Origin of the sequence: Modestobacter versicolor (assembly GCF_041028285.1) — a bacterium.
GTDB classification, from domain to species: domain Bacteria; phylum Actinomycetota; class Actinomycetes; order Mycobacteriales; family Geodermatophilaceae; genus Modestobacter; species Modestobacter versicolor_A.
Genome location: NZ_JABGDB010000002.1, coordinates 70,310 through 91,514, shown reverse-complemented (window position 1 = coordinate 91,514; position 21,205 = coordinate 70,310). Strand labels below are relative to the sequence as shown.

18 protein-coding genes are annotated in these 21,205 nt (G+C 73.8%); 10 read left to right on the top strand and 8 right to left on the bottom strand.

All coding sequences use genetic code 11. The features are described from left to right. Nucleotides 1-111 precede the first annotated feature (111 nt). The 8 genes from HL054_RS06640 to HL054_RS06605 are packed head-to-tail and all read left to right on the top strand — an operon-like array spanning nt 112 to nt 6,757. Complete coding sequence (locus tag HL054_RS06640) at nt 112-1,059, top strand: branched-chain amino acid ABC transporter permease (RefSeq protein ID WP_369138067.1); 948 nt, start codon at nt 112-114, stop codon at nt 1,057-1,059. Between the two features lie 3 nt (nt 1,060-1,062). After that, nucleotides 1,063-2,052, top strand: a complete 990-nt coding sequence (locus tag HL054_RS06635; RefSeq protein ID WP_369138066.1) for a branched-chain amino acid ABC transporter permease — start codon at nt 1,063-1,065, stop codon at nt 2,050-2,052. Then, nucleotides 2,049-2,858, top strand: coding sequence for an ABC transporter ATP-binding protein (locus HL054_RS06630; protein ID WP_369138064.1), 810 nt, complete (start codon nt 2,049-2,051; stop codon nt 2,856-2,858). Before HL054_RS06635 ends, HL054_RS06630 begins: the two co-directional genes overlap by 4 nt. Then, nucleotides 2,845-3,552 (top strand): ABC transporter ATP-binding protein, encoded by a 708-nt coding sequence (locus HL054_RS06625; protein ID WP_369138063.1) that lies wholly within the window; start codon nt 2,845-2,847, stop codon nt 3,550-3,552. The genes HL054_RS06630 and HL054_RS06625 overlap by 14 nt, the downstream gene beginning before the upstream one ends. Next, entirely contained in the window at nt 3,549-4,208 is a 660-nt protein-coding gene (locus tag HL054_RS06620; RefSeq protein ID WP_369138062.1) for a carboxymuconolactone decarboxylase family protein, read from the top strand. The genes HL054_RS06625 and HL054_RS06620 overlap by 4 nt, the downstream gene beginning before the upstream one ends. Further along, nucleotides 4,205-4,924: a CoA transferase subunit A gene (locus tag HL054_RS06615; RefSeq protein ID WP_369138061.1), complete on the top strand. Its 720-nt coding sequence runs from the start codon at nt 4,205-4,207 to the stop codon at nt 4,922-4,924. The genes HL054_RS06620 and HL054_RS06615 overlap by 4 nt, the downstream gene beginning before the upstream one ends. 4 nt (nt 4,925-4,928) lie before the next feature. Further along, nucleotides 4,929-5,576, top strand: coding sequence for a CoA transferase subunit B (locus HL054_RS06610; protein ID WP_369138060.1), 648 nt, complete (start codon nt 4,929-4,931; stop codon nt 5,574-5,576). After that, a complete protein-coding gene (locus HL054_RS06605) occupies nt 5,573-6,757 on the top strand; it encodes an acetyl-CoA acetyltransferase (RefSeq protein WP_369138059.1) in 1,185 nt (394 codons plus the stop codon). Before HL054_RS06610 ends, HL054_RS06605 begins: the two co-directional genes overlap by 4 nt. Nucleotides 6,758-7,208: 451 nt before the next feature. Here the strand turns inward: HL054_RS06605 and HL054_RS06600 are convergent, their stop codons facing one another. The 5 genes from HL054_RS06600 to HL054_RS06580 all read right to left on the bottom strand — a co-directional run bounded on the left by HL054_RS06600 (nt 7,209) and on the right by HL054_RS06580 (nt 13,229). Beyond that, on the bottom strand, nt 7,209-8,546 hold the full coding sequence (locus tag HL054_RS06600) for an NtaA/DmoA family FMN-dependent monooxygenase (RefSeq protein WP_369139073.1): 1,338 nt from the start codon (nt 8,544-8,546) through the stop codon (nt 7,209-7,211). Between the two features lie 2 nt (nt 8,547-8,548). Further along, a complete protein-coding gene (locus tag HL054_RS06595; RefSeq protein WP_369138057.1) occupies nt 8,549-10,117 on the bottom strand; it encodes a DHA2 family efflux MFS transporter permease subunit in 1,569 nt (522 codons plus the stop codon). 399 nt (nt 10,118-10,516) lie between these two features. Beyond that, the gene (locus HL054_RS06590; RefSeq protein ID WP_369138056.1) at nt 10,517-11,131 is read right to left on the bottom strand and encodes a TetR/AcrR family transcriptional regulator; all 615 of its coding nucleotides are present in this window, start codon (nt 11,129-11,131) and stop codon (nt 10,517-10,519) included. 455 nt (nt 11,132-11,586) lie between these two features. Next, nucleotides 11,587-11,787 (bottom strand): hypothetical protein, encoded by a 201-nt coding sequence (locus HL054_RS06585; protein WP_369138055.1) that lies wholly within the window; start codon nt 11,785-11,787, stop codon nt 11,587-11,589. Further along, nucleotides 11,784-13,229 carry a M17 family metallopeptidase gene (locus HL054_RS06580; RefSeq protein ID WP_369138054.1) on the bottom strand — a complete coding sequence of 482 codons (1,446 nt, stop codon included), beginning with the start codon at nt 13,227-13,229 and terminating at the stop codon, nt 11,784-11,786. The genes HL054_RS06585 and HL054_RS06580 overlap by 4 nt, the downstream gene beginning before the upstream one ends. A 191-nt stretch (nt 13,230-13,420) precedes the next feature. On the opposite strand from HL054_RS06580, the gene HL054_RS06575 reads away from it, so the two are divergent. Continuing rightward, nucleotides 13,421-15,466, top strand: a complete 2,046-nt coding sequence (locus tag HL054_RS06575) for a hydantoinase/oxoprolinase family protein (RefSeq protein ID WP_369138052.1) — start codon at nt 13,421-13,423, stop codon at nt 15,464-15,466. After that, nucleotides 15,463-17,142, top strand: coding sequence for a hydantoinase B/oxoprolinase family protein (locus HL054_RS06570; protein ID WP_369138050.1), 1,680 nt, complete (start codon nt 15,463-15,465; stop codon nt 17,140-17,142). Before HL054_RS06575 ends, HL054_RS06570 begins: the two co-directional genes overlap by 4 nt. Nucleotides 17,143-17,199: 57 nt before the next feature. Here the strand turns inward: HL054_RS06570 and HL054_RS06565 are convergent, their stop codons facing one another. Genes HL054_RS06565 through HL054_RS06555 form a run of 3 tightly spaced genes read right to left on the bottom strand, consistent with a single transcriptional unit; the run spans nt 17,200 to nt 21,193 of the window. Further along, nucleotides 17,200-18,753 (bottom strand): PucR family transcriptional regulator, encoded by a 1,554-nt coding sequence (locus HL054_RS06565; RefSeq protein ID WP_369138049.1) that lies wholly within the window; start codon nt 18,751-18,753, stop codon nt 17,200-17,202. Beyond that, nucleotides 18,750-19,874 (bottom strand): DUF917 domain-containing protein, encoded by a 1,125-nt coding sequence (locus HL054_RS06560; protein ID WP_369138048.1) that lies wholly within the window; start codon nt 19,872-19,874, stop codon nt 18,750-18,752. Before HL054_RS06560 ends, HL054_RS06565 begins: the two co-directional genes overlap by 4 nt. Next, nucleotides 19,871-21,193, bottom strand: a complete 1,323-nt coding sequence (locus HL054_RS06555) for a hydantoinase/oxoprolinase N-terminal domain-containing protein (protein ID WP_369138047.1) — start codon at nt 21,191-21,193, stop codon at nt 19,871-19,873. The genes HL054_RS06560 and HL054_RS06555 overlap by 4 nt, the downstream gene beginning before the upstream one ends. Nucleotides 21,194-21,205: the final 12 nt, after the last annotated feature.

Sequence of the window (21,205 nt, the reverse complement as noted above, 5' to 3'; positions counted from 1 at the left end):
GACGCACCGGGGGCCAGTGCCGCCCCCGGTGCCCACCGCCGGCCCGTAGCCACCGACCACCACGGACCGCGCCCCCGCGGGCCCTGCAGCACACAGGAGGGAGCGCTGCCCGTGGACGCCGGGACCATCGCGCTCGTCCAGACCCTGGTCAACGGAGCCCTGCTCGGCTGCCTCTTCGGCTGCATCGCGCTGGGCCTGACGATCAAGTGGGGCCTGCTGGGCGTCGCCGACTTCTCGCACATCTCGCTCACCGTGATCGCCGCCTACCTCACCTACACCGTCGCGGCCGACGTGGGGCTCAGCCCGTTCGCCGCCTTGCTGCTGACGGTCCCGGCCTTCTTCCTGGTCGGGGTGCTCCTGCAGCTGGGGCTGGTGCGCATCAGGGCCGCCGTGTTCACCACGCTGCTGATCACCTTCGGGCTGTTCATCGCCGCGGAGAGCCTGGTCAGCCTGGTCTGGAGCTCGGACCTGCTCAACCTGCGCCCCACCCTCCCCGACGCGCTGCGCCAGCCGCTGCGGCTGCCCGAACCGCTGGACCGGGTCGCCTTCCAGCCGGTCGACCTGCTCAGCCTGGTCGCCGCCCTGGTGATGGTCGGCGGTTCCGCGTACCTGCTGCGGAAGACCCGGCACGGCCGGGCCCTGCACGCGATGCACCAGGACGCCGCCGTCGCCGAGGTGTTCGGGGTGCGGCTGGTGCCCCTCGCCGTGGTGGTCTCCGGGCTCGCCGCTGCCAGCGCGGCGGTGTCGGGCACCCTCGTGGCGCTGAAGCTCTCGCTCACCCCCACCCTGTCCGCCTCGTGGCTGGGCATCGTGGTGGTCAGCTGCCTGCTGGGCGGCCTCGGACGGCCGGTCGGCGCCCTGCTCGCGGCCGTCCTCCTGATGATGGTGCAGAACGCCTGGTCGCTGTACCTCTCCCCCACCTGGGCCCCTGCCATCGCCTATGGGGTGCTCTTCGCCTACCTCGGCGCCGCCCCCCTGTTCCGTGCGGTCAGCACGCGGATGGCCGCCACCCGACCAGCTGCGCCGCGCCTGGCCGCGCCCGCAGCCACGAGGAGCTGACCCGTGCCGACTCGACTGAGGCGCCCCGTGGCGGTGATCGCCGCGTGCACCGTGCTGGGCGCGCTGCTCCCGGTGGTCACCGGTACCGGCTACCCGGTCACGCTGGGCTTCCAGTTCCTGGTCTGGGTGGTGCTCGCCGTCAGCTGGAACGTCTTCAGCGGCTCGGCCGGCTACCCCAGCTTCGGGCACGGGGTGTTCTTCGGGATCGGGATCTACACGACCTCGACCCTGCTGACCCGCACCGACCTGCCGCTGCCGGTGGTCGTCCTGCTCTCCGGTCTGGTGCCCGCGGCGCTGGCGGCCGCCGTCGGCGCCGCGATGTTCGCCTCACCGCGGTTCCGCGGAGACCTGTTCGGCCTGGTCACCCTGGCCCTCGCGTTCATCGTCGCCACCGTCGTGAGCAACGTGGACGTGCTCGACGGGGGTCGCGGCGTCTTCGTCCGGGAGGCAGCAGCGGGCACCTTCCTGGCCAACGACCCGGTGCGCCTGTACCTGCTCGCCCTGGCGATGGCGGTCGGCACCGTGCTCGTGGCCCTGGCCATCGCCCGCAGCCGGTGGGGCACTGCGCTGACCGCCATCCGGGACGACGAGGGCGTGGCCGAGTCGCTGGGGGTGTCCACCTACCGGTACAAGGTCGGCACGTTCGCGGTCAGCGGTGGGCTGGCCGGCCTGGTGGGCTCGCCGCAGGCGGTGTACCTGGGCTACATCGAGGTCGGCGCGGTCTTCGCGCTCAGCATCCCGCTGTTCGTCGTGATCATGGCCATCCTCGGTGGCACGACCACCTGGTACGGGCCGGTGCTCGGTGCCGCGCTCATCGTCGGCGCCCGCGAGCTGCTGCTGGACCTGGGCGACCCCGACCTGGCCCAGATCGTCATCGGCCTGCTCCTGGTAGCCGTCATCGTCGCCCTGCCCGCCGGCATCGGCGGGCTGGCCGGCCGGCGCCGGGTGCTGCGTGACGCCGCCCAGCTCCGCCCGCGGGCGGTGACCCGGTGACCGCTGCGCTGAGCCCGGACGACCGGCCGACGACGCACGCCGGATCGAGCGCCGCGGGTGCGCCGGAGCCGACGGCTCCCCTGCTGGCCTGCCGCGGCGTCTCCAAGCGCTACGGCGGCCTGCTCGCCCTGGACCAGGTGGACCTCGAGGTGCACCCCGGCGAGATCGTCGGCCTGGTCGGCCCCAACGGCTCGGGCAAGACGACGCTGCTCAACCTGATCGGGGGGTCGGTGCCGGTCAGCGGCGGGACCATCACCTTCGAGGGCCGGGACGTCACCCGCGAGCCCGCCCACCGGCGGGCCCACTCGGGGATCTCCCGCACCTTCCAGGTGCCCCGGCCGCTGCCCTCCCTGACCGTCGTGGACAACGTCGCGGTCGCCGCCATGTTCGGCCGGCACCGCAGCAGCCGCGCACAGGCGCTGGACGAGGCGGCCGGCATCCTCGACCGGCTGGGGCTGACCGCCCAGGCCGCGTCGGCGACGAGCAGCCTGACGCTGCACGAGCGCAAGTTCCTGGAGATCGCCCGCGCCCTGGCGCTGCGCCCCCGGCTGCTGCTGCTCGACGAGGTGCTCGGCGGGCTCAACCCCACCGAGGCCGCCGCGGGTGTGGAGATGATCGCGGCGCTGCGCGACTCCGGCGTCTCGATCCTCTACATCGAGCACAACGTCAAGGCGGTCACCACGCTGGCCGACCGGATGTACGTGCTCAACCGCGGCCGCAACCTCGCCAGTGGTGCGCCCGCCGACGTCATCGCCGACCCCGACGTCATCACCGCCTACCTGGGGAGCGCCCGTGCTCGAGATTGAGGCCATCGACGTGGCGTACGGCGAGGCGACCGCGCTGCGCGGGGTCTCCCTGTCCGTGCCCGACGGTGCCACGGTCGCGCTGATCGGTTCCAACGGAGCCGGCAAGACGACCCTGGTCAAGGCGATCATGGGCATGCAGCCGCTGCGCTCGGGCCGCATCGTCTTCGACGGCCACGACCTCAGCGGCGTGTCGGCCCACCAGCGGCCGCGCCACGGCATGGCGCTGGTGCCCGAGGGCCGCCGGCTCTTCCCCACCATGAGCGTCCGGGACAACCTCCGGCTCGGCCTGCACGACCGCGAGTCACGCGCCCGCTCCCGGGGCGGCATGGAGTGGGTGCTCGAGCTGTTCCCGCTGCTCGCGGAGCGGGGCGGGCAGGCGGCCGGGACCCTCAGCGGTGGCGAGCAGCAGATGGTCGCCCTGGGCCGGGCGCTCGTCTCCCGCCCGCGGCTGCTGGTGCTCGACGAGCCCTCCCTCGGCCTGGCGCCGGTGGTGGTGGACACCGTCTTCGACACCTTGCAGGCGATCCGCGGCGAGGGCGTCACGATGCTCATCGCCGAGCAGAACATGCAGGCGGCGCTGTCGATGTCCGACGCGGGGCACGTGCTGGCCGACGGGCAGCTCACGCTCAGCGCCCCGGCCGACGAGTTGCTGGTCATGCCCGAGGTCCGGGCGGCCTACCTGGGGGCGGCGTGAGGCAGGCCGGCCGGCTGCCGTGGCCGGCGCCGGATGAACTGGACGACGCCCAACGGGCCCTGCACCGCGCCCTCGCCGGCGACGACTGGTCGGCCGGTGACAGTGCGGTCCCGGTCACCGACGAGACAGGACGGCTGCTCGGCCCGTTCAACACGATGGTGCTCTCCCCCGCCATCGGTGCGCGGGTGTCCGAGCTCGGCGTGGCGCTGCGGCACCGTTCGTCGCTGACCGGCCGGGAACGCGAGCTGGCCGTCCTCTGCGTGGCTGCCGTGGAACGCAGCGGCTTCGAGTGGGCGGGGCACCTCCGCCCGGCGCTGGCCGCAGGTCTGTCCGAGGGCGAGTTGCGAACCCTGCTGGACGGCCGGGCTCCGGCCTCCGCCACCGCGCGCGAGCAGCAGGTGCACCGGCTGGTCACGTCGCTGGCGCGGCACCGCGACCTCAGCGACGAGGAGTTCCAGGAGGCCGTCCGCACGCTCGGCGTCGTCGTGGTGGTGGAGCTCGTCTGGCTGGTCGGCTACTACGCGCTGATCGCCCTGAGCCTGCGGGTCGGCCGGGCGCCGATGCCCGGAGGCCGGCCCGACCCGTTCGCCCAGCCACCTCCACCGACCACCCATGACGACGCCGCCACCAGCGGGCAGCCGAGGAGCACGACGTGAGCAAGCTGCGGTCCAGTGCTGCGGAGATCGTCACCGAGACCGTGCGTGACGGCATGACCCTGGCCGTCGGCGGTTTCGGCCTCTCCGGCAACCCCTTCGACCTCATCGAGGCGGTCCGCGACAGCGGAGCCGGGGACCTCACCGTGGTCTCCAACAACATGGGCGTCGACGGCACCAGCCTCGGCCTGCTGCTGGAGACGCGACAGGTACGCCGGGTCATCGCCTCCTACGTCGGGGAGAACCGGCTGTTCGCCGCCCAGTACCTCGCCGGGGAGATCGAGATCGAGTTCGCACCGCAGGGCACGCTGGCCGAACGGCTGCGAGCCGGCGGCGCCGGCATCCCGGCCTTCTACACCCCCACCGGCGTCGGCACGGCGGTGGCCGAGGGCAAACCGCACGCCGACTTCGACGGCCGGACGTGCGTGCTCGAGCGCGGGATCGTCGCCGACGTCGCGCTGGTGCACGCCGCCCTGGCTGACGCCGAGGGCAACCTCGTCTTCCGGCGCACGGCCCGCAACTTCAACCCGGTGGTGGCCACCGCCGCGCGGGTGACCATCGCCGAGGCGGAGGTCGTCGCCGACGACTACGTCGATCCAGACCGGGTGCACACCCCCGGCATCTTCGTCGACCACCTGGTGCTGGCCGCCCCCCGCGCGAAGCCCATCGAGCAGCGCACCGTCCGGCCGGCCGCGCCGACGGCCCGGACGGGGGGCTGACGCGATGTGGACCAGGCACGACATGGCAGCCCGCGCGGCGGCCGAGCTGCGGGACGGCGACTACGTCAACCTCGGCATCGGCATCCCGACGCTCGTGGTCGACCACATCCCGGGCGGCGTGCGCGTCACGCTGCACAGCGAGAACGGTCTGCTGGGGATCGGCCCGTTCCCCGTCGAGGGCCAGGAGGACGCCGACCTCATCAACGCCGGCAAGCAGACCGTGACGGCCGCGCCCGGCGCGAGCTACTTCGACTCGGCGACGTCGTTCGCGATGATCCGCGGCGGCCACATCGACGTCGCAGTGCCGGGCGCGATGCAGGTGTCCGCCGGCGGAGACCTGGCCAACTGGGCCATCCCGGGCAGCCTGGTGAAGGGCATGGGCGGCGCGATGGACCTGGTCGCCGGGGCCCGTCGGGTCGTCGTCCTCACCGATCACCAGGCCAAGGACGGCTCGGCCAAGGTCGTCGCCGAGTGCACGCTCCCCCTGACCGGCTCAGGGGTGGTCGACCGCATCATCACCGACCTCGCCGACTTCGACGTCACCGACCGTAGACTGGTGCTGCGCGCCACCGCCCCGGACGTACCGGTCGAGCTGGTGCGGGAGCGGACCGCGGCGGCCTTCACCGTCGAACTCACCATGGAGGACTCGTGACCGACATCCGCGAGCAGGACGTCGTCATCGCCGGCTGGGGCCACTCCCGGTTCGGCAAGCTGACGGAGGAGACGCTCGAGTCCCTCGTCGTCGACGTCGGGCGGGGGGCCCTGGAGTCCGCCGGCCTGGAACCGCGGGACGTCGACGCGGTGTTCCTCGGGCACTTCAACTCCGGCATGTGGCCGCTGGGGTTCGCCTCGTCGCTGGCCCTGCAGCTGTCGCCGGACCTCTTCGGGGTGCCGGCCACCCGGGTGGAGAACGCCTGCGCCTCCGGTTCGGCCGCCCTCCACCAGGGCATCACCGCGATCTTGGCCGGCACCGCCGAGCGGGTGCTGGTGATCGGCGCGGAGAAGATGACGCACGCCCCGGCCGAGGTGGTCGGTGCCGGCCTCCTGGGCGCTGACTACGAGAGCGCCGGTCGGCACTCGGTCACCGGGTTCGCAGGCCTCTTCGCCCGGGTGGCGCTGGCCTACGAGGAGCGGTACGGCCCGGTGGGCGACGTGCTGGGCAGCATCGCGGCCAAGAGCCACCGCAACGCCATGAAGAACCCCTACGCGCACCTGCACAAGGAGTTCGACGAGGAGTTCTGCCGGTCGGTCTCCGAGCGCAACCCGATGGTCGCGGCCCCGCTGCGGCGCACCGACTGCTCTCCGGTCTCCGACGGAGCTGCCGCCGTGGTGCTCAGCCGCGGGGCACTGGCCACGGCCACGGTGGACCCGGTCCGGATCGCCTCGTTCGCCCAGGCCAACGACTTCCTGCCGCAGGACAGCCGCGACCCGGTGGCCTTCGCGGCTGCGGAACTGGCCTGGCAGCGGGCACTGACGTCGGCCGGCGCGGCGCTGGACGACCTGGACTTCGTCGAGCTCCACGACTGCTTCACCATCGCCGAGCTGGTGATGTACGAGGTCATCGGGCTCGCCGAACCAGGCAAGGGCCGGCTGGCCCTGGAGGAGGGCCTCGTCGGACCGGACGGCCGGCTGCCGATCAACGTCTCAGGCGGGTTGAAGTCCAAGGGCCACCCGGTCGGGGCGACCGGCGTCTCGCAGCACGTGCTGGCCGCGATGCAGCTGTCCGGGGTCGCCGGGGCCATGCAGCTGTCCGGGGCCCGCCGGGGCGCGGTGCACAACATGGGCGGCCTGGCCGTCGCCAACCACGTCACGGTCCTGGAGGCGACCGTCTGAGGAGCGGTGCCCGGCCGGTCGGTGCGCCTGGTGGCGTGGCTTGACCGGGCCGGTCCGTGACCTGGGGAGGGCCGGCCGGCTCGCGCAGGAACTCCTGACCGGTACCTGGACCGATCCGGTGGACTCACCCGCTGCGACGAGCCGGCGTGGATGTTCGAGCCCCTCAGCCCCCGCGGTGACACGTCCCCCACCGTCAGCCCGTTCCCGGCGGCAGGCCGCGCGCTCGACGGCGGTCCGCACCAGCGATTCGACCAGTCTGCCGATGCCCCGGTTCGCTCCGGTGACCAGCGCGACCTGTCCTTCGATCCGCACGGGATCATCCTCTGCCGACTGGCTCTGCGGATGGGTTCGTCAGGACGGCGTCGCGACGAACGGGCGGGACCACGCGGCCATGACGGCGCCGAGGACGGCGGCAGCAGGACCGGACGTCCGCGGCGTCACCTGGGTCCGGTCACTGCTCGGTGCCGGTGATGCGCGGGTCGAGTCCGTACTGGTGGGGCACGCCGAGGTTCGCGCGCAAGGTCGTGCCCGGGTACTCGGTGGGGTAGATGCCGCGTTGCTGCAGGATCGGCACGACCTCGTCGACGAAGGCGTCGATGCCGTCCTCGTAGATGTCGGGCGTCACCCAGAAGCCGTCGGCGGCCCCGGCCTCGAACCACTCCTGCAGGTGGTCGGCGTGCAGCTCCCCCGGGCCCACGACCGTGGGGTGGAAGTCGATCACGCCGTGGGCGAGGACGTCGCGCGGGGACCACCCCTCGCGCGCCACCGCCAGGGCGTTCGACGACCGCGGATCCCGCGGCGAGGCGTGCGCGGAGGCCAGCTGCTCCGGCGTGAGGGGTTCGTCGAACCGGTCCGGGTGGATCTGGATCCCGAGGATCGCGCCGAGGTGGGGCAGGCGGGCCTCGATGACGTCGCCGGCGTAGCGCAGGCGCCGGTCGAGGCCCTCACGCACCGTCGGGGCGACGGTGGTCATGATCCCGGGGATGTACTTGACCTCGTCGGGGTCGCGGCCGGCCTCGCGTGCCGCGTCGCGCACGAGCTCGCGCTGGGCGCGCGCCTCCTCGATCGTCCACACCTCGGCGATGAAACCGCTCGCGTAGCGGCCTGCGATCGACAGCAGGTGCGGGCTGGGGCCGCCGGACGTGAAGACGACGGGCTGGCCCTGCTCCGACGGTGGGATCGCCAGGGGGCCTCGCGACGCGACGTACCGGCCCTGCAGGTTGACCGGCTGCAGCTTCGACGGGTCGATGAACCGGTCCGCCGCCTGGTCCTTGACCCACGCGTCCTCCTGCCAGCTCCCCCACAGCGCCTGGACGATCTGGATCGCCTCGTGGGCGCGCTGGTAACGCTCCTCGCGGTCGGCGACGGGTCGCCCGTAGTTGGCGGCGACGGCGGGATCGCTCGTCGTGACGGCGTTCCACCCCGCGCGGCCGTGGCTCAGGACGTCGAGCGCCTTGAACTGGCGTGCCGTGTTGAACGGCTCCTGGAAGGTCGTCGACCCGGTCGCCACGAAGCCGATGTTCGTCGTCTCGCGCGCGACGGCGGCCAACTGGATCAGCGGGTCCATGAGGTTGCTGATCGTCGAGTGCTCGACGTCGCCGCGCACGGCGGGGAAGTCGGGGGTGAAGAGGAAGGTGAACTTGCCACGCTCGGCAGCTCTGGCATGGCGCACGGTGGCGTCGACGTCGGCGTAGGTCCCGGGGTCGACGTGCGGGGCACGCCAGGCGCCGTGCAGGCCCCCGTATCCGTCGATCATCCCCATGCCGAGGAGGAGCTTCTTGTCCGTCATGGTCACCGGGCCGCCTTCGCCCCGACCGCTGCGACGGTGGCGGTCACGTCGGCCACCGTCTCGACGGTGACCGGCGCAACGGCGACCGGCGCGTCGACGACCTCCCCGTCGTCGACCGGACTCGCTGTCCGGCGGATGAAGAAGACGCCGACCAGGACGACCAGGCCGATGACCCAGGCGGTCAGGAAGGCGGCTTGTCCGGCCGACTCGGCCTGGTCCGTGGTGAGCACGCCGGCGTCCCGGGCACCGGAACCGATCGTGTAGGCGGAGATGAACACCGCTCCGAAGGCGGCACCGGCGAGCTGCTGGACGGTGGCGAACGCCGCGGAGCCGTGCGGGAAGAGCTCGGTCCGCAGGGCGCCCATCGCACTCGTCGTGAGCGGCGCCCACATCGTGGCCATCGCGCTGGTGAACACCAGCCAGGCGATGATCAGCGCGACGACGCTCGTGTTCTCGTCGACCCGGCTGAGGAACCACAGGACGGCGAGCCAGACGATCGCAGCCGGGATCACCAGCGGGCGCGGGCCGACGCGGTCGTACACCCGACCGCTCAGCGTCGCCATGATCGAGATCGCCGCCCCGCCGGGGATGAGGAAGAGACCGAGCTGGAGGGTGCTCAGGCCGGTGACGAGGGTCAGCACCAGCGGGACGACGACCAGCAGGCCGATGCCGTTGCCCGCGACGAAGACCATCACCAGGATCGGCAGCGTGTAGGACCTCTGGGCGAAGATCCGCATGTCCAGGAACGCGCTGTCGCGACGTTGCAGCGGGATCTGCCGGAGGACGAACGCCACCAGGCCCACCAGCCCCACGGCGATCGGCAGGTACGGGGAGATCGGGGCGTGCCCGGAGGACGCCTCGCCGAGCAGGGACAGCCCGTAGACCAGGCCGCCGAACCCGACCGCGGACAGCAGCAGCGACGGCAGGTCCAGGGTCACCGGCTCGGGGGTGGTGATGTTGCGCAGCTTCCACGCCCCCAGCACCAGGGCGACGACGGCGATCGGCAGCATCAGGATGAACAGCCAGCGCCAGCTCAGTGCGGACAGCACGAGACCGGACAGCGCCGGGCCGAGAGCCGGCGCCACGGACGGGACGGCCGTCGTGATCGCCATCATCTGGCCGCGGCGACCGGCCGGCACCAGGCGCATGGTCGTGGTCATCAACAGGGGCAGGAAGACGGCGGTGCCGGACGCCTGGACGACCCGACCGACCACCAGGACGCCGAACGTCGGCGCGATCGCCGCGAGCGCCGTCCCGACGATGAAGAGCGACAAGGCGACCAGGAAGATCGTCCGCAGGTGGAACCGCCGCATCACGAAGCTGCTGGCCGGGATCAGCACGGCCATGGTCAGCAGGAAGCCGGTCGTGACCCACTGCCCGGTGCTCGGGCTCACGCCGAACTCCGCGATCAGCGTGGGCAGGGCGACGCCCAGGAGCATCTCGTTGAGGAAGACGATGAACGTGGAGACCATCAGGACCCCGATGACCAGGGCGACGCCCGGAGGGAGCCGGTCGCCGGAGCGGGTCGGCGGTGCTGGAGCCGCTAGGTCAGTGTCCGATGGGGTGGTCATGTGCGTGCTCGCTGTCTCGTGAGGTCCGGAGAGGAAGACCGATCGGTGCGACGTGCGCGACTCGTCGGCGGGCGGAATACAGGTCCAGACCGGACAGGTCGGCACCGGGCGTGCGCAGCTCCCTGACCGACAGTGGCCAGTGGCGGTGCGGCAGGAGCATCCCGGTGTCTCGACGACCCGTGCGGAACGGAGGCAGTCTCCGTTTACCCCTTCAACATACGGAGGCGGCCTCCGGCTTGTCAACGAGGTCTGACGTACGTGACCGAAGCGACAAGGACGCCTGGATGCCGACCACGCGCAGCGCTCCTCGGCCGCTGGGTGCGGGCCTCGGCGGGGTCGTCCCGGGCCGGCGCTACGTGCTGACGTCGCCGTCGCCACCGACCACGCGCAGGCGTCGGGTCAGGACCGCGGAGCGGACTCCGAGGCCCGGGAGGGGTCCTGCCATCCCTCTCGCACGATGGCACGCAGAGCGTCTCCGGACCGTTCGTCGGCCAGCAGCGCACCGCTCACCCATGCCGTCGCCAGCACCGTGAGTACGAGGTCCCGGTCGCGCACCCACGGGCGGGCGCTCCCGGCGGCCTGGGCCGCGGCGAGGAACTCCCCGGTGGCCTCGACGAGCAGTTCACACGTCATGGCCAGCGGCGAGGTGGTGTCGCTCAGAGCTTCCCGGAGGGGGCCGGGCAGGCCGTCGAAGACGGTCACGTAGCCACCCAGCGCGGTCAGCCACAGCTCCAGCGCCTCGAGCGGGTCACCGTGCTCGGCCTCGATCTCGGCTCGACGGGCGTCAAGCTCCTCCCACCGCGCCTTGATGAGCGCCGCGAGCAGGGACTCCCGGGTGGGGAAGTGCCGGTAGAGCGTGCCCGGCCCGAGGCCGGCTCGCTTGGCGATGTCCTGCATGGCGCCGCTCACGCCCTGCTCGGCGAAGAACCCCTCCGCGACGTCGAGGATGTGCAGTCGGTTGCGCTCCGCGTCAGCACGCGACTTCCGCGGCGCCGCCTCCTGGTGGACCACCATCCGACCTCCTCGTGCAGAAACGGAGGACACGTCCATCTCCTTGTACGGGCAGGATAGACGGCTGTTGCGGCCGACTGGCCCGATCGAGCCTGCAGCACCGTCCCGACGGCGCCCGACAGGTCTGCGTAACGCACGAGACGGGCTGTCCGAACTCGGACGACCCGCCGCTGAACTGTCCTGCCGGGCTGACAGGATCCGGACCTGCGACCCCCGCGACCCCAGCCACGCGCAGCCGTCTGGGGACGTGCGCCGACGTGCTGTTCCCGCGGGTCACAGGGGCATCGCGTGCGTGGCCGTCCCTGCAGATGCGTGGTCGTACGCACTGCATTGCTGTGCCGGTTGCTGCAGCGCCGCCGACTCGCCTCGCCTCCTCGCCCGGCTCCCTGCCGTCGGCGCAGCGCGGTGGGCGAAGCCGGACGAAGACGAGCAGCCCACCTGACGCCGGGGCGGACCCGCTAGACCGCCAGGCCGATCAGGACGAGGACGACGCCCTGCATGCGCAGCACCCACAGCAGCACGGGATGCGCCGACACGGGAAGCGGTGGGGACGGCTCCCCGGACAGCACGGCACTCGACAGCTCGCCGACGCGCGCCAGCGGCCGCGCGGTCAGCACCAGGGCCAGTCCGACGACGACCGACCAGCCCGAGGTGCTCACCCCTGCCCACCGCCGACACCCATCGTCTCGGTCAGCGCCAGCAGCGTGCGGGCACCGAAACCGGTCCCGCCGTCCCCCGATGAGTCGCCTCTCCAGGCCGGGCCGGTCATGTCGCAGTGCGCCCACGGGACGTCGCGCGGGACGAACTCGCCCAGGAACAGAGCGGCGGTGAGCGCCCGGCCGGTGTCCTGCAGCGGGTGGTTGCGCACCCCGGACGGGGTGCGCACCTGGTCGGCGTAGCGGGCGGCCCAGGGCAGCCGCGCCATGGGCTCGCCGGCCGTGCGCGCCGCCGCGAGCACCTGCTCGACGGCGGCGTCGTCCCGGCCCAGCACGGCGGCGATCTCCGGGCCCAGCGCGATCTCCGCCTGGTAGGTCAACGTGGCCAGGTCGACCAGCAGGTCCGGCCGCTCGGCGGCGGCGAGGGCCAGGGCGTCCGCCAGCACCACCCGCCCCTCGAAGTCCAGGTCGAGCAGCTGTATCTCGGTCCCGTTCCAGGCCGTGACCACGTCGCCCGGGCGCATCGCCCCGGGGCCGGGCAGGTTCTCCGCGAAGGGCAGCACCGCCTGCACGCTCACCTGGCAGCCGGCCGCGCGCAGCCCGGCCATCACCGCGAGCACGGTGGCCGCCCCGGCGACATCCAGCCGCATCGACTGCATCGCCGCCGGCGACTTCAGCGACAGCCCACCGCTGTCGAAGGTGATGCCCTTCCCGACCAGCCCCAGCACCGGCCCGTCGCCCGGGGCCGAGTACCACAGCCGGACCAGCCTCGGTCCGTTCGCCGAGCCCGCCCCGATCGCGGCGAGCCCGCCGAACCCCTGGGCGGTGACCTCCTCCGGCTCCAGGACCACGCAGTCCAACCCGGCCCGGCCGGCGACCTCCGCGGCCCACTCGGCAGCCGTCTCCGGGGTGAGCAGGTCTGCCGGCGCGCTGACCAGTGCCGCGGCAAGCCCGGCGACGGCGGCTGCCAGGAGCCCCCGCCGGGCCTCGGGCAGCTGGTCGGCCGGCAGCAGCAGGCGCACCGGACCCGTGGCCGGGCAGCCGGTCGCCAGCCCGTCGACCAGCGCCGCGACCAGGTCGGTCCCGCCGTCGGGCACCACCACCTCGACGTCCCCGCCGGTCAGGCACGCCCCGGCCGCCGCCGCAGCGGCGCGGGCCGACTCGACCGCCGAGGGGGCACCGGGCTCGGCCGCGGACCGGGGGCCGAGCCCCACCCGCAGGGTGTCCCCGGCGGCCGCCAGCTCCCCGGCCCGGCCGGTGAACGGCAGCCAGCCCTCGGCCCCAGCCGGCGGCAGCGCGTGCTCGAAGCGCACCCGCCGGGTCGCCGTGCCGGTGCCGACGGTCACCATGCCCGCACCGGTGACGGCGTCGATCGCGGCGTCGATCTCCGCGGCCCGGTCCCGGCTCCCGGCGCGCCCGGGCGCTGCTGCGTCGTACGGCGGCACGGCGCCTCCTCGGCATCTGCCCGGACGGTCGCCCGGGCGGGCCGCATCCTGCCGGTGGACCCGCCACCGCCGCCGTGCGCGTCGCACGGACCGCTCGCCGCCCCGCTGTGCCGCGCGCACAGTCCCGGCCCGGCGGCGGCTCGTAGCTTGCGACTGCCTCGCTGGACCGCCCAGCAGCGAAGGGAGTCTCCATGACCCGGTACCGAGTCTCGATGGACATCGGGGGCACGTTCACCGACGTCGTCACCTACGACGACGTGGCCGGGGTGTTCGCCGCCACGAAGGCCTCGACGACACCCGGCAACCTCAGCGAGGGGGTGCTCGCCGGGCTCGACTCGGTCGTGGAGCAGCCCTCCGACATCGACTTCCTCGTGCACGGCACGACCCAGGGGCTCAACGCCTTCCTGGAGCGCCGCGGCGTGCCGGTGATGCTGCTGGGCACCGCCGGGGTGGAGGACAGCTACCACATCGCCCGCGGTCCGCGGACCCGGCTGTACGACCTGCACTACCGCAAGCCCACCCCGCTGGTGCCACGCCGGGACGTGCTGGGCATCGGCGGCCGGATCGCCGCCGACGGCAGTGAGCTGGAGCCGCTGGACGAGGACGCCGTGCGGGCCGCCGCCGGCACGGTCCGCGAGCGCGGGCTGGGCGCCGTCGCCGTCGCCTTCCTGTTCAGCTACAAGAACCCGGCCCACGAGCTGCGGGCGCGCGAGATCCTGCTGGCGGAGCTCGGCGACGGGTTCACCGTCTCCGTCTCGCACGAGTCCGCCAAGGAGTGGCGGGAGTACGAGCGCACCTCCTCCGCGGTCATCGAGGCCTACACCGGCCCGGTGGTGCGCCGGTACCTGGAGGAGCTGGAGAAGCGCCTCGCCGACCGGGGCCTGGGCGTGCCGCTGCACGTCATGCAGTCCTCGGGCGGGATCCTCACCGCGGAGTCGGCGCGCCGGCGCCCGTTGCAGACCCTGCTGTCCGGACCGGTCGGTGGCGCGATCGCCTGCGCCCAGCTCTCCCGCCAGACCGGGCGGCCGAACCTCATCGGCGTCGACATGGGCGGCACGTCCTTCGACGTCTCCCTCGTCGTGGACGGCGAGCCCGACGTCTCGGCGGAGGCCAAGCTCGAGGGCCTGCCGATGCTGATGAGCATCGTCAACATCCACACCGTCGGCGCCGGCGGTGGCTCGGTGGCCTGGGCGGAGGCCGGGGGCCTGCGCGTGGGCCCGCGCTCGGCGGGCGCCCGGCCCGGCCCGGCCTGCTACGGGCGCGGGGGCACCGAGCCGACCGTCACCGACGCGAACCTGGTGCTCGGCCGGATCGACCCGAAGGGCTTCGCCGGTGGTCAGCTGACGCTGGACGTGGCCGCCGCCGAGGCGGCCATGACCGGGCTGGCGGCCGGGTTCGGGCTCTCCCCGGTCGGCATGGCCGAGGGCATCTGCGACGTGGCGAACTCCAAGATGGCGCAGGCCATCCGGACCATCACCGTCTCCCGCGGCATCGACCCGCGCGAGTCCGCGCTGGTCGCGTTCGGCGGGGCCGGCCCGATGCACGCGGTCTTCCTCGCCCGGGAGCTGGGCATCGCCGAGACGATCGTGCCGCGCTTCCCGGGGGCGTTCTCCGCCTGGGGCATGCTGCAGACCCGGATCCGGCAGGACTACACCGAGCCGTACTTCTTCCTCGACGAGGACCTCGACGGATCGGACATGTCCGCCGCCCTGCACCGGATGGAGGCCACCGGGCTCGACTCCCTGGCGCACGAGGGGGTGCCGGACGACGCCCGGGTCGCCACCCACGCGGTCGACATCCGCTACGCCGCGCAGGAGTACACGCTCACCGTCCCGCTCACCGACGCCGACGAGCCGACCAGCCCGGACTTCGTGACCACGGTGGCCCGGCGCTTCGCCGAGCTGCACGAGTCGCGGTACGGGCACGCGAACCTGGGTGCGCCGGTCGAGTTCGTCACCCTGCGGACCACCGCCTTCGGCGACCTCGGCCAGCCGGCACCGCAGGAGTGGCCGGTGGCGGACTCGACGTCCTTCCCCCACGAGCTGCGCGACGTCGTCTTCGGCGGCGAGAGCCGGGAGGCGCTGGTGGTGCGGCGCGACGACCTGCTCGTCGGCCACACCTTCGACGGCCCCGCGGTGGTCCTGGAGGACACCGCCACCACGGTCGTGCCCCCCGACCACACCGTGAGCGTGGACTCGATCGGCTCGCTCATCATCCGAGAGAAGGACGTCAAGTGACCGCGACCCTGGGCATCGACCCCGTCACCGTCGAGATCCTGCGCAACGCGCTGAACTCCGCGGCCGAGGACATGAACGCGACGCTGATCCGATCGGCGTACACGCCGATCATCTACGAGGGCGGCGACTGCGTCGTCGCGCTGCTGGACGCCCAGCACCAGGTCCTGGGGCAGTCTGCCGGGCTGCCGATCTTCCTGGGCAACCTGGAGGCGTGCACGCGGGCCACCGAGGAGCGCTTCGGCCGTGAGGTGTGGCAGCCCGGCGACGTCTGGATCCTCAACGACAGCTACCTGGGCGGCACGCACCTCAACGACGTCACGATCTTCGGACCGGTCTTCGTGGGGCAGACGCTGGTCGGCTTCACCGCGTCCCGTGCCCACTGGATCGACGTCGGGTCCAAGGACCCCGGCGGCTCGATGGACTCGGTCACCATCTTCCAGGAGGGCCTGCGCCTCGGCCCCCAGAAGCTGGTGGCCGGCGGGGTGGACGAGCGCGCCGTCATCGACACCATCTCCACCAACGTCCGCTTCCCCTACCCGACGACCGGGGACATGCACGCCATGATCGCCTGCATCACCATGGGCGAGAAGCGGTTGCAGGAGCTGGTCGAGCGGTTCGGGCTGGAGACCCTCGAGCTGGCCCGGGACGAGATCTTCCGGCAGACCGAGCTGCTCGAGCGGGCGATGATCGCGCAGATCCCGGACGGCGTGTACACCGCCGAGGGCGTGCTGGACAACGACGGGATCGACCTGGACACCCCGGTCCCGATCCGGCTGAAGATCACCGTGACCGGCGAGGAGATCGACTTCGACGTCACCGAGTCGGCCGACCAGACCGTCGGCCCGGTGAACTGCGGGGTCTCCCAGGCCGTGTCGGCGCTGCGGGTCGGCTACAAGCTGCTGGTCAGCCCGGACCTGCCCGGCAACGGCGGCTCGTTCCGATCGATGACCACCCAGGTCCGGGAGGGGTCCGTGCTCGGCGCGCGCTCCCCCGCGGCCTGCCAGTGGTACTTCTCCCACCTGGGCCTGCTCATCGACATGGTGGCCCGCGCGCTCGCGCCGGCGCTGCCCGACCACGTCGCCGGCGCCAGCCACGGCGACTCGATGATCATCCTGACCGCCGGGGTCGACCCGCGGGTGGAGCGGGAGTTCGTCAGCCTGGAGGCCACGGTCGGTGGCTGGGGCGCCTGGAACGGCTCCGACGGCGAGAGCGCGCTGATCAACAACGTCAACGGCTCCCTCAAGGACATCCCGATCGAGGTGCACGAGACCCGTTACCCGTGGCGGATCACCGAGTACCGGATCCGGCCGGACTCCGGGGGCGCCGGCCGCTGGCGGGGCGGCAACGGCGTCGTCCGGACGTACGAGGCGCAGACCGACCTGTCGGTGTCGCTGTGGTTCGAGCGCTCCCGGCAGCCGGCCTGGGGGCTGTTCGGCGGTGACGACGCCATCGGACCGGAGGTGGTCGTCAACCCGGGCCGGGACGACGAGCGGCGGCTGCTCAAGGCGAACGGCATGCGGCTGCGCAAGGGCGACGTGGTGCGGTGCGCCACCGGCGGAGGTGGTGGCTACGGCGACGCCGTCGGGCGCTCGGCCGCCGATGTCCGGGCCGACGTGCTGGACCGCAACATCACCGCCGGGACGGCGCTGACCCGGTACGGGATCGGCGAGGAGTGACCAGCTGCTGACCGGGAGGGCCGGGCGCACCCGGCCCTCCCGGTCGGCCGCGGCGGCTCAGCCCGGCCCGTCGCCGGACCTTCCGGGGTCGTCGGACAGCGACGCGAGGGCGTGGCACAGCACGTGCAGCGCCAGCCGCTGGCCGGGGTCCTCGAAGTCCAGTCCCAGCTGCCGGGCCCGGGCCACCCGGGTCAGCACCGTGTTGCGGTGCACGCCCAGCCGCTGGGACGCCTGGCTGAGCGATCCGCCGCAGTCGAGCACGGCCAGCACGGTGTCGACGAGCGTGCTGCGGTCCTTGGCGGCCATCAGGTCCTGCAGGCACAGGTCGGCCACCTGGGCGATCTCCGCAGTCGGCAGCCAGGCCAGCGCCGCCCCCGGGCCGACCTGGTCGAACCACTGCACCGCACCGGGACCGGAGTCGCGGGCGACGTGGGCCGCCAGCCGGGCCTCGGCGACCGAGCGCATCAGCCCCGGCACGCCGCGCTCGGGCCGGCCGACGCCGACCACCAGACCGTGCGCGGCCGCGGTCTCCCGGAAGCCGGCCAGCGTGCCGCGCAGCAGCGAGACGTCCTCGGCGTCGCTGGTGCTGCACCAGGAGATCCAGCCGTCGTCCTCGGCGACCAGCGGCCAGGTCGGCCGGGCGCGCAGCCACGCGGCCCGGACCAGTTCGGTGAGCTGCTCCGGCGGCGCGGCCACCGGACGCGCCGGGGCCAGCCACACCGCCCGGTTGAACCCGTCGACGTGCCAGCCCAGGTCGCTGGTCCAGGCGGGTGCCTCGACCGCGGTGCCGACCCGGTCGGTCGACGGCGACTCGACGGCCAGCTGGCGGAGCAGCCCGAAGGCCGCCTGCTCGTGCGTCGCGCGCTGGGCGCTGTTGAGCCGGGCCTGCGCCAGCGAGGCGAGCAGCGCCGGACGGGCCAGCCGGAGGAGCGCCTCGACGTGCTGCGCCGCGCCGGGGACCCGCGCCGGGACGGCGGCGACCAGCCGCGCCCACGGGCGTTCCCCCGGCGCCTTGACGTCCACCTCCACCTGCTCGGCGTCCGCGCCCTCGGTCAGGGCGGCAGCACGCCCGGCGAGCACCGCGTCACCGACCACCAGGGCGACCGGCACGGGGGCCAGCTCGCCGTTCAGCGCGCTCAGCACCGCCCGGGTGCTGCTCTCCTCGGCCAGCCGCTCGGCGAACAGCGCCTGGCGCAGGGCCCGGGCGGCGTCCGGGGCGCTGACCTGACCGGCGAGCTGGAGGGCGACCTCGACCGGCTGCTCGTCGATGACCACCAGCGTCATGTTCAGCCGCTGGGCGAGTGCGGCGCTGGAGGGCCCGGCCACCGAGCGGGCGACCACGACCGCCGAGGCGTTGCGCTCCCAGGCCAGGTGCAGCGCGGCCGCCAGCGACCAGCCGCCGGCCGCGGCATCGGCGTGCAGCACCACCAGGGAGTGCGGCGAGCTCCGCCGCAGCCGGTCGATCGTCTCGGCGACGACGACCTGCTCCACCGGCCGGGCGGGGTCGGCCAGGTGCAGGACCTCGCCGGCAGCGAGCGGCGCGATGCGCACCAGCTCGGCCAGCGTGATCGGCAGCGTCACCGGCAGCGCGGCGCCGCGGGGCCGGCTCATCGGCGCCGGGGGTGGTCGAGGCCGATGCCGTGCGAGCCCAGGCCCACCATGGCCATCCCCTCCGCGGAGTACCACACGGCGTCCGCCGGGGTCACCAGGACGTCGAGGAGGTCGCCCGGCTCGAGGCTGTCCAGGCTGGCGATCTCGCCCCGCGAGACGTCGAACAGCGACAGCAGGTCCGGTGCGGCGGCGACCAGCCGGCCGTCGGCGAACACGGCGACGATCTCGCTCCGCAGCTCCAGCCGCAGCTGCCGCCGCTGGCCGTCGCTCTCCTCGAGCACCAGGCTGGAGGGATGGCCGGGCACCGTCACGTCGTTGGGCCGGCTGAGGTGTTCCAGCTCCACGATCCGCCCGCGCCCGATCCGGCTGCACCCGTTGATCGCCGCCAGCCGTGCCACCAGCACGTCGGGGGTGGGGCGCTCCAGGAGCAGGCGGCCGACGTTGAGCAGCCGGGAGACGGTGCCCGGGAGCGCGGCCCGGCGGAGCGCGCCGGCCGTGGTCGGGTAGGCGGCGAGCGCGGCCCACCCGCCGAGGGTGTCCACGTTGGCCCGCAGCAGCCGGTCGGCGCGCGGACCGATGGTCACCTCGATGAGCACGCTCTCCCCGGTCGGGCCGTGCGCGACCAGCGGTGCCGGCGACAGGCCGGCCAGGTACATCGAGGTGTGGTGGATCAGGGCGTAGGTGCGGCCCATCCCGTCGGCGTCCAGCAGCGGCACGCCCAGCTGGGCGGCCGCCACCACCGGCACCAGGGCGCTCACCGTCGCGGCGGCCAGCGGGTAGACCGCACCGAAGGGCTGCCCCTGCAGCTGCTCGATCCGCTGCACGGCGAGCTGGAACTCGTCCCCGGACGGCGGCAGGTCGGCCATCGCCGAGCCCGAGCCGATGACGCACAGCGACACGCACCGGGTGTCCGGCGGCATCGCCTCCGGTCGCCGCAGGGCCACCGGGCCGTTGCGGTCCAGCAGCCCGGCGAGCCAGGCGGTGAGCGCGGACTTGTCGGCCTCGCCGACCGCCGGGGAGTAGAACTTGGCGCCCTGGTAGAGCGCGGGCACGTCGTCGGCGGAGATCGAGCTGATCGCGCCGAGGTAGCCACCGGTCGTCCCCGCCTGCGCGGTGCTCACGCCGCCGACCCGGCCGGCTCCGGGACCGCGGCTGCCGGGACCTCCGAGGCCCCGGCGACGCGCACCCGGATGCGCACCGTCCCCGACGGGCTGTAGGGCACCGCGACGATCGAGGACTCGATCAGGTACGACGTGCCCGGGGCGGCCCCGTTGGCGGTGACCATGGCCGCGGCCCGCTCCTCGGCCTCCCGGCGGGCGCCGGCGAGGTGCTCCGCCGACTCGATGTAGGCGATCTCGTCCACCCACCCGGTCGGCTGGCTCGTCGCGGCCCCCACGCAGACCCGCTCGAACGGCGGGCCGTCGACGACGACGAGCGGCACGTCGGTGACCCGGAGGACCTCGCCGCCGTCCGCGCCGCCGGGCTCCGGGGCCAGCACCGCGGTCGGGACGACGAGGGCCGTGCCGAGCTCGACCAGCTGGGCCGACCGCACGACGGGCAGGCCGCGCCGCACGTCCCCGGCGACCTGGCCGTCCGGCCGCCGCAGCAGCACCCGGCAGTCCTCGTGCCGGGCCACGTGCGCGGCGCCGCGGAGCTCGGCGGCGTCCGCAGCACCGAGGGTGACCGAAGGCAGCGCGCGCACCCGGGAGGGCGTGCTGAACCCGCCGTCACCCCGCGCGACCCGCAGCGGGACCCCGGGCGCGTGCTGGTCCAGTGCGGCCTCCCAGGTGGTGAGCAGGGCGTCGGTGAGCTGGCCGAGGGTGCAGTCGAGCACGACGGTGGCCTCCCGGGCGATGAGACCCTGGCCACCGAAGTCGCTGGCGGCGGAGATGCGGGCCCCCGGCACCGCTGCCTGCACCGCGTCGGCGACGGCCCGCTCGTGCTCCGGACGGCCCTGGGAGCCGGCGGCGACGACGGCCAGGTGCCGCACGTCGGTCGCCACCAGCTCCGCGCAGACCGCGACCAGGCACGCCTCGTCCAGCGGCCGCAGCTCGTTGCCCAGCAGGTCGTGCCCGCCGGCCACGGTCCAGCGGTGGCTGATCAGCCGCTCCACGAGCCGGGCCGGGGACCGGGCCAGCTCCGGGTCGCCCGCCGGGCGCGGGACGATCCGCACGACGGCCACCTCCGGCAGCGACGTCTCGGCCCGCACCACGGCGTCCAGCAGCATCGCGGAGACGTCGACCGTGACCGCCCGCAGCGCGTCCGGGCCGACCCTGTCGGCCGCGGTGCCGACGACCGCGGCCACCACCGCCGGCACGTCGTGCGTGGGCGGCACGTCCACCGGGAGGACCGTCCCGTCGTCGACCACCAGCACGGCCCGCGCGCCGTCGGGGCACATGCTGACCCCGGCGCTCGCGGACCGCGCGGCAGCCGTGATCACGACCGCAGGCTA

What these genes read in the sequence shown, in the direction of transcription:
- HL054_RS06610 (WP_369138060.1), top strand. Translation starts at nt 4,929, where the DNA reads ATGTGGACCAGGCACGACATGGCAGCCCGCGCGGCGGCCGAGCTGCGG.
- HL054_RS06600 (WP_369139073.1), bottom strand. Translation starts at nt 8,546, where the DNA reads ATGACGGACAAGAAGCTCCTCCTCGGCATGGGGATGATCGACGGATAC.
- HL054_RS06595 (WP_369138057.1), bottom strand. Translation starts at nt 10,117, where the DNA reads ATGACCACCCCATCGGACACTGACCTAGCGGCTCCAGCACCGCCGACC.
- HL054_RS06590 (WP_369138056.1), bottom strand. Translation starts at nt 11,131, where the DNA reads ATGGTGGTCCACCAGGAGGCGGCGCCGCGGAAGTCGCGTGCTGACGCG.
- HL054_RS06575 (WP_369138052.1), top strand. Translation starts at nt 13,421, where the DNA reads ATGACCCGGTACCGAGTCTCGATGGACATCGGGGGCACGTTCACCGAC.
- HL054_RS06565 (WP_369138049.1), bottom strand. Translation starts at nt 18,753, where the DNA reads ATGAGCCGGCCCCGCGGCGCCGCGCTGCCGGTGACGCTGCCGATCACG.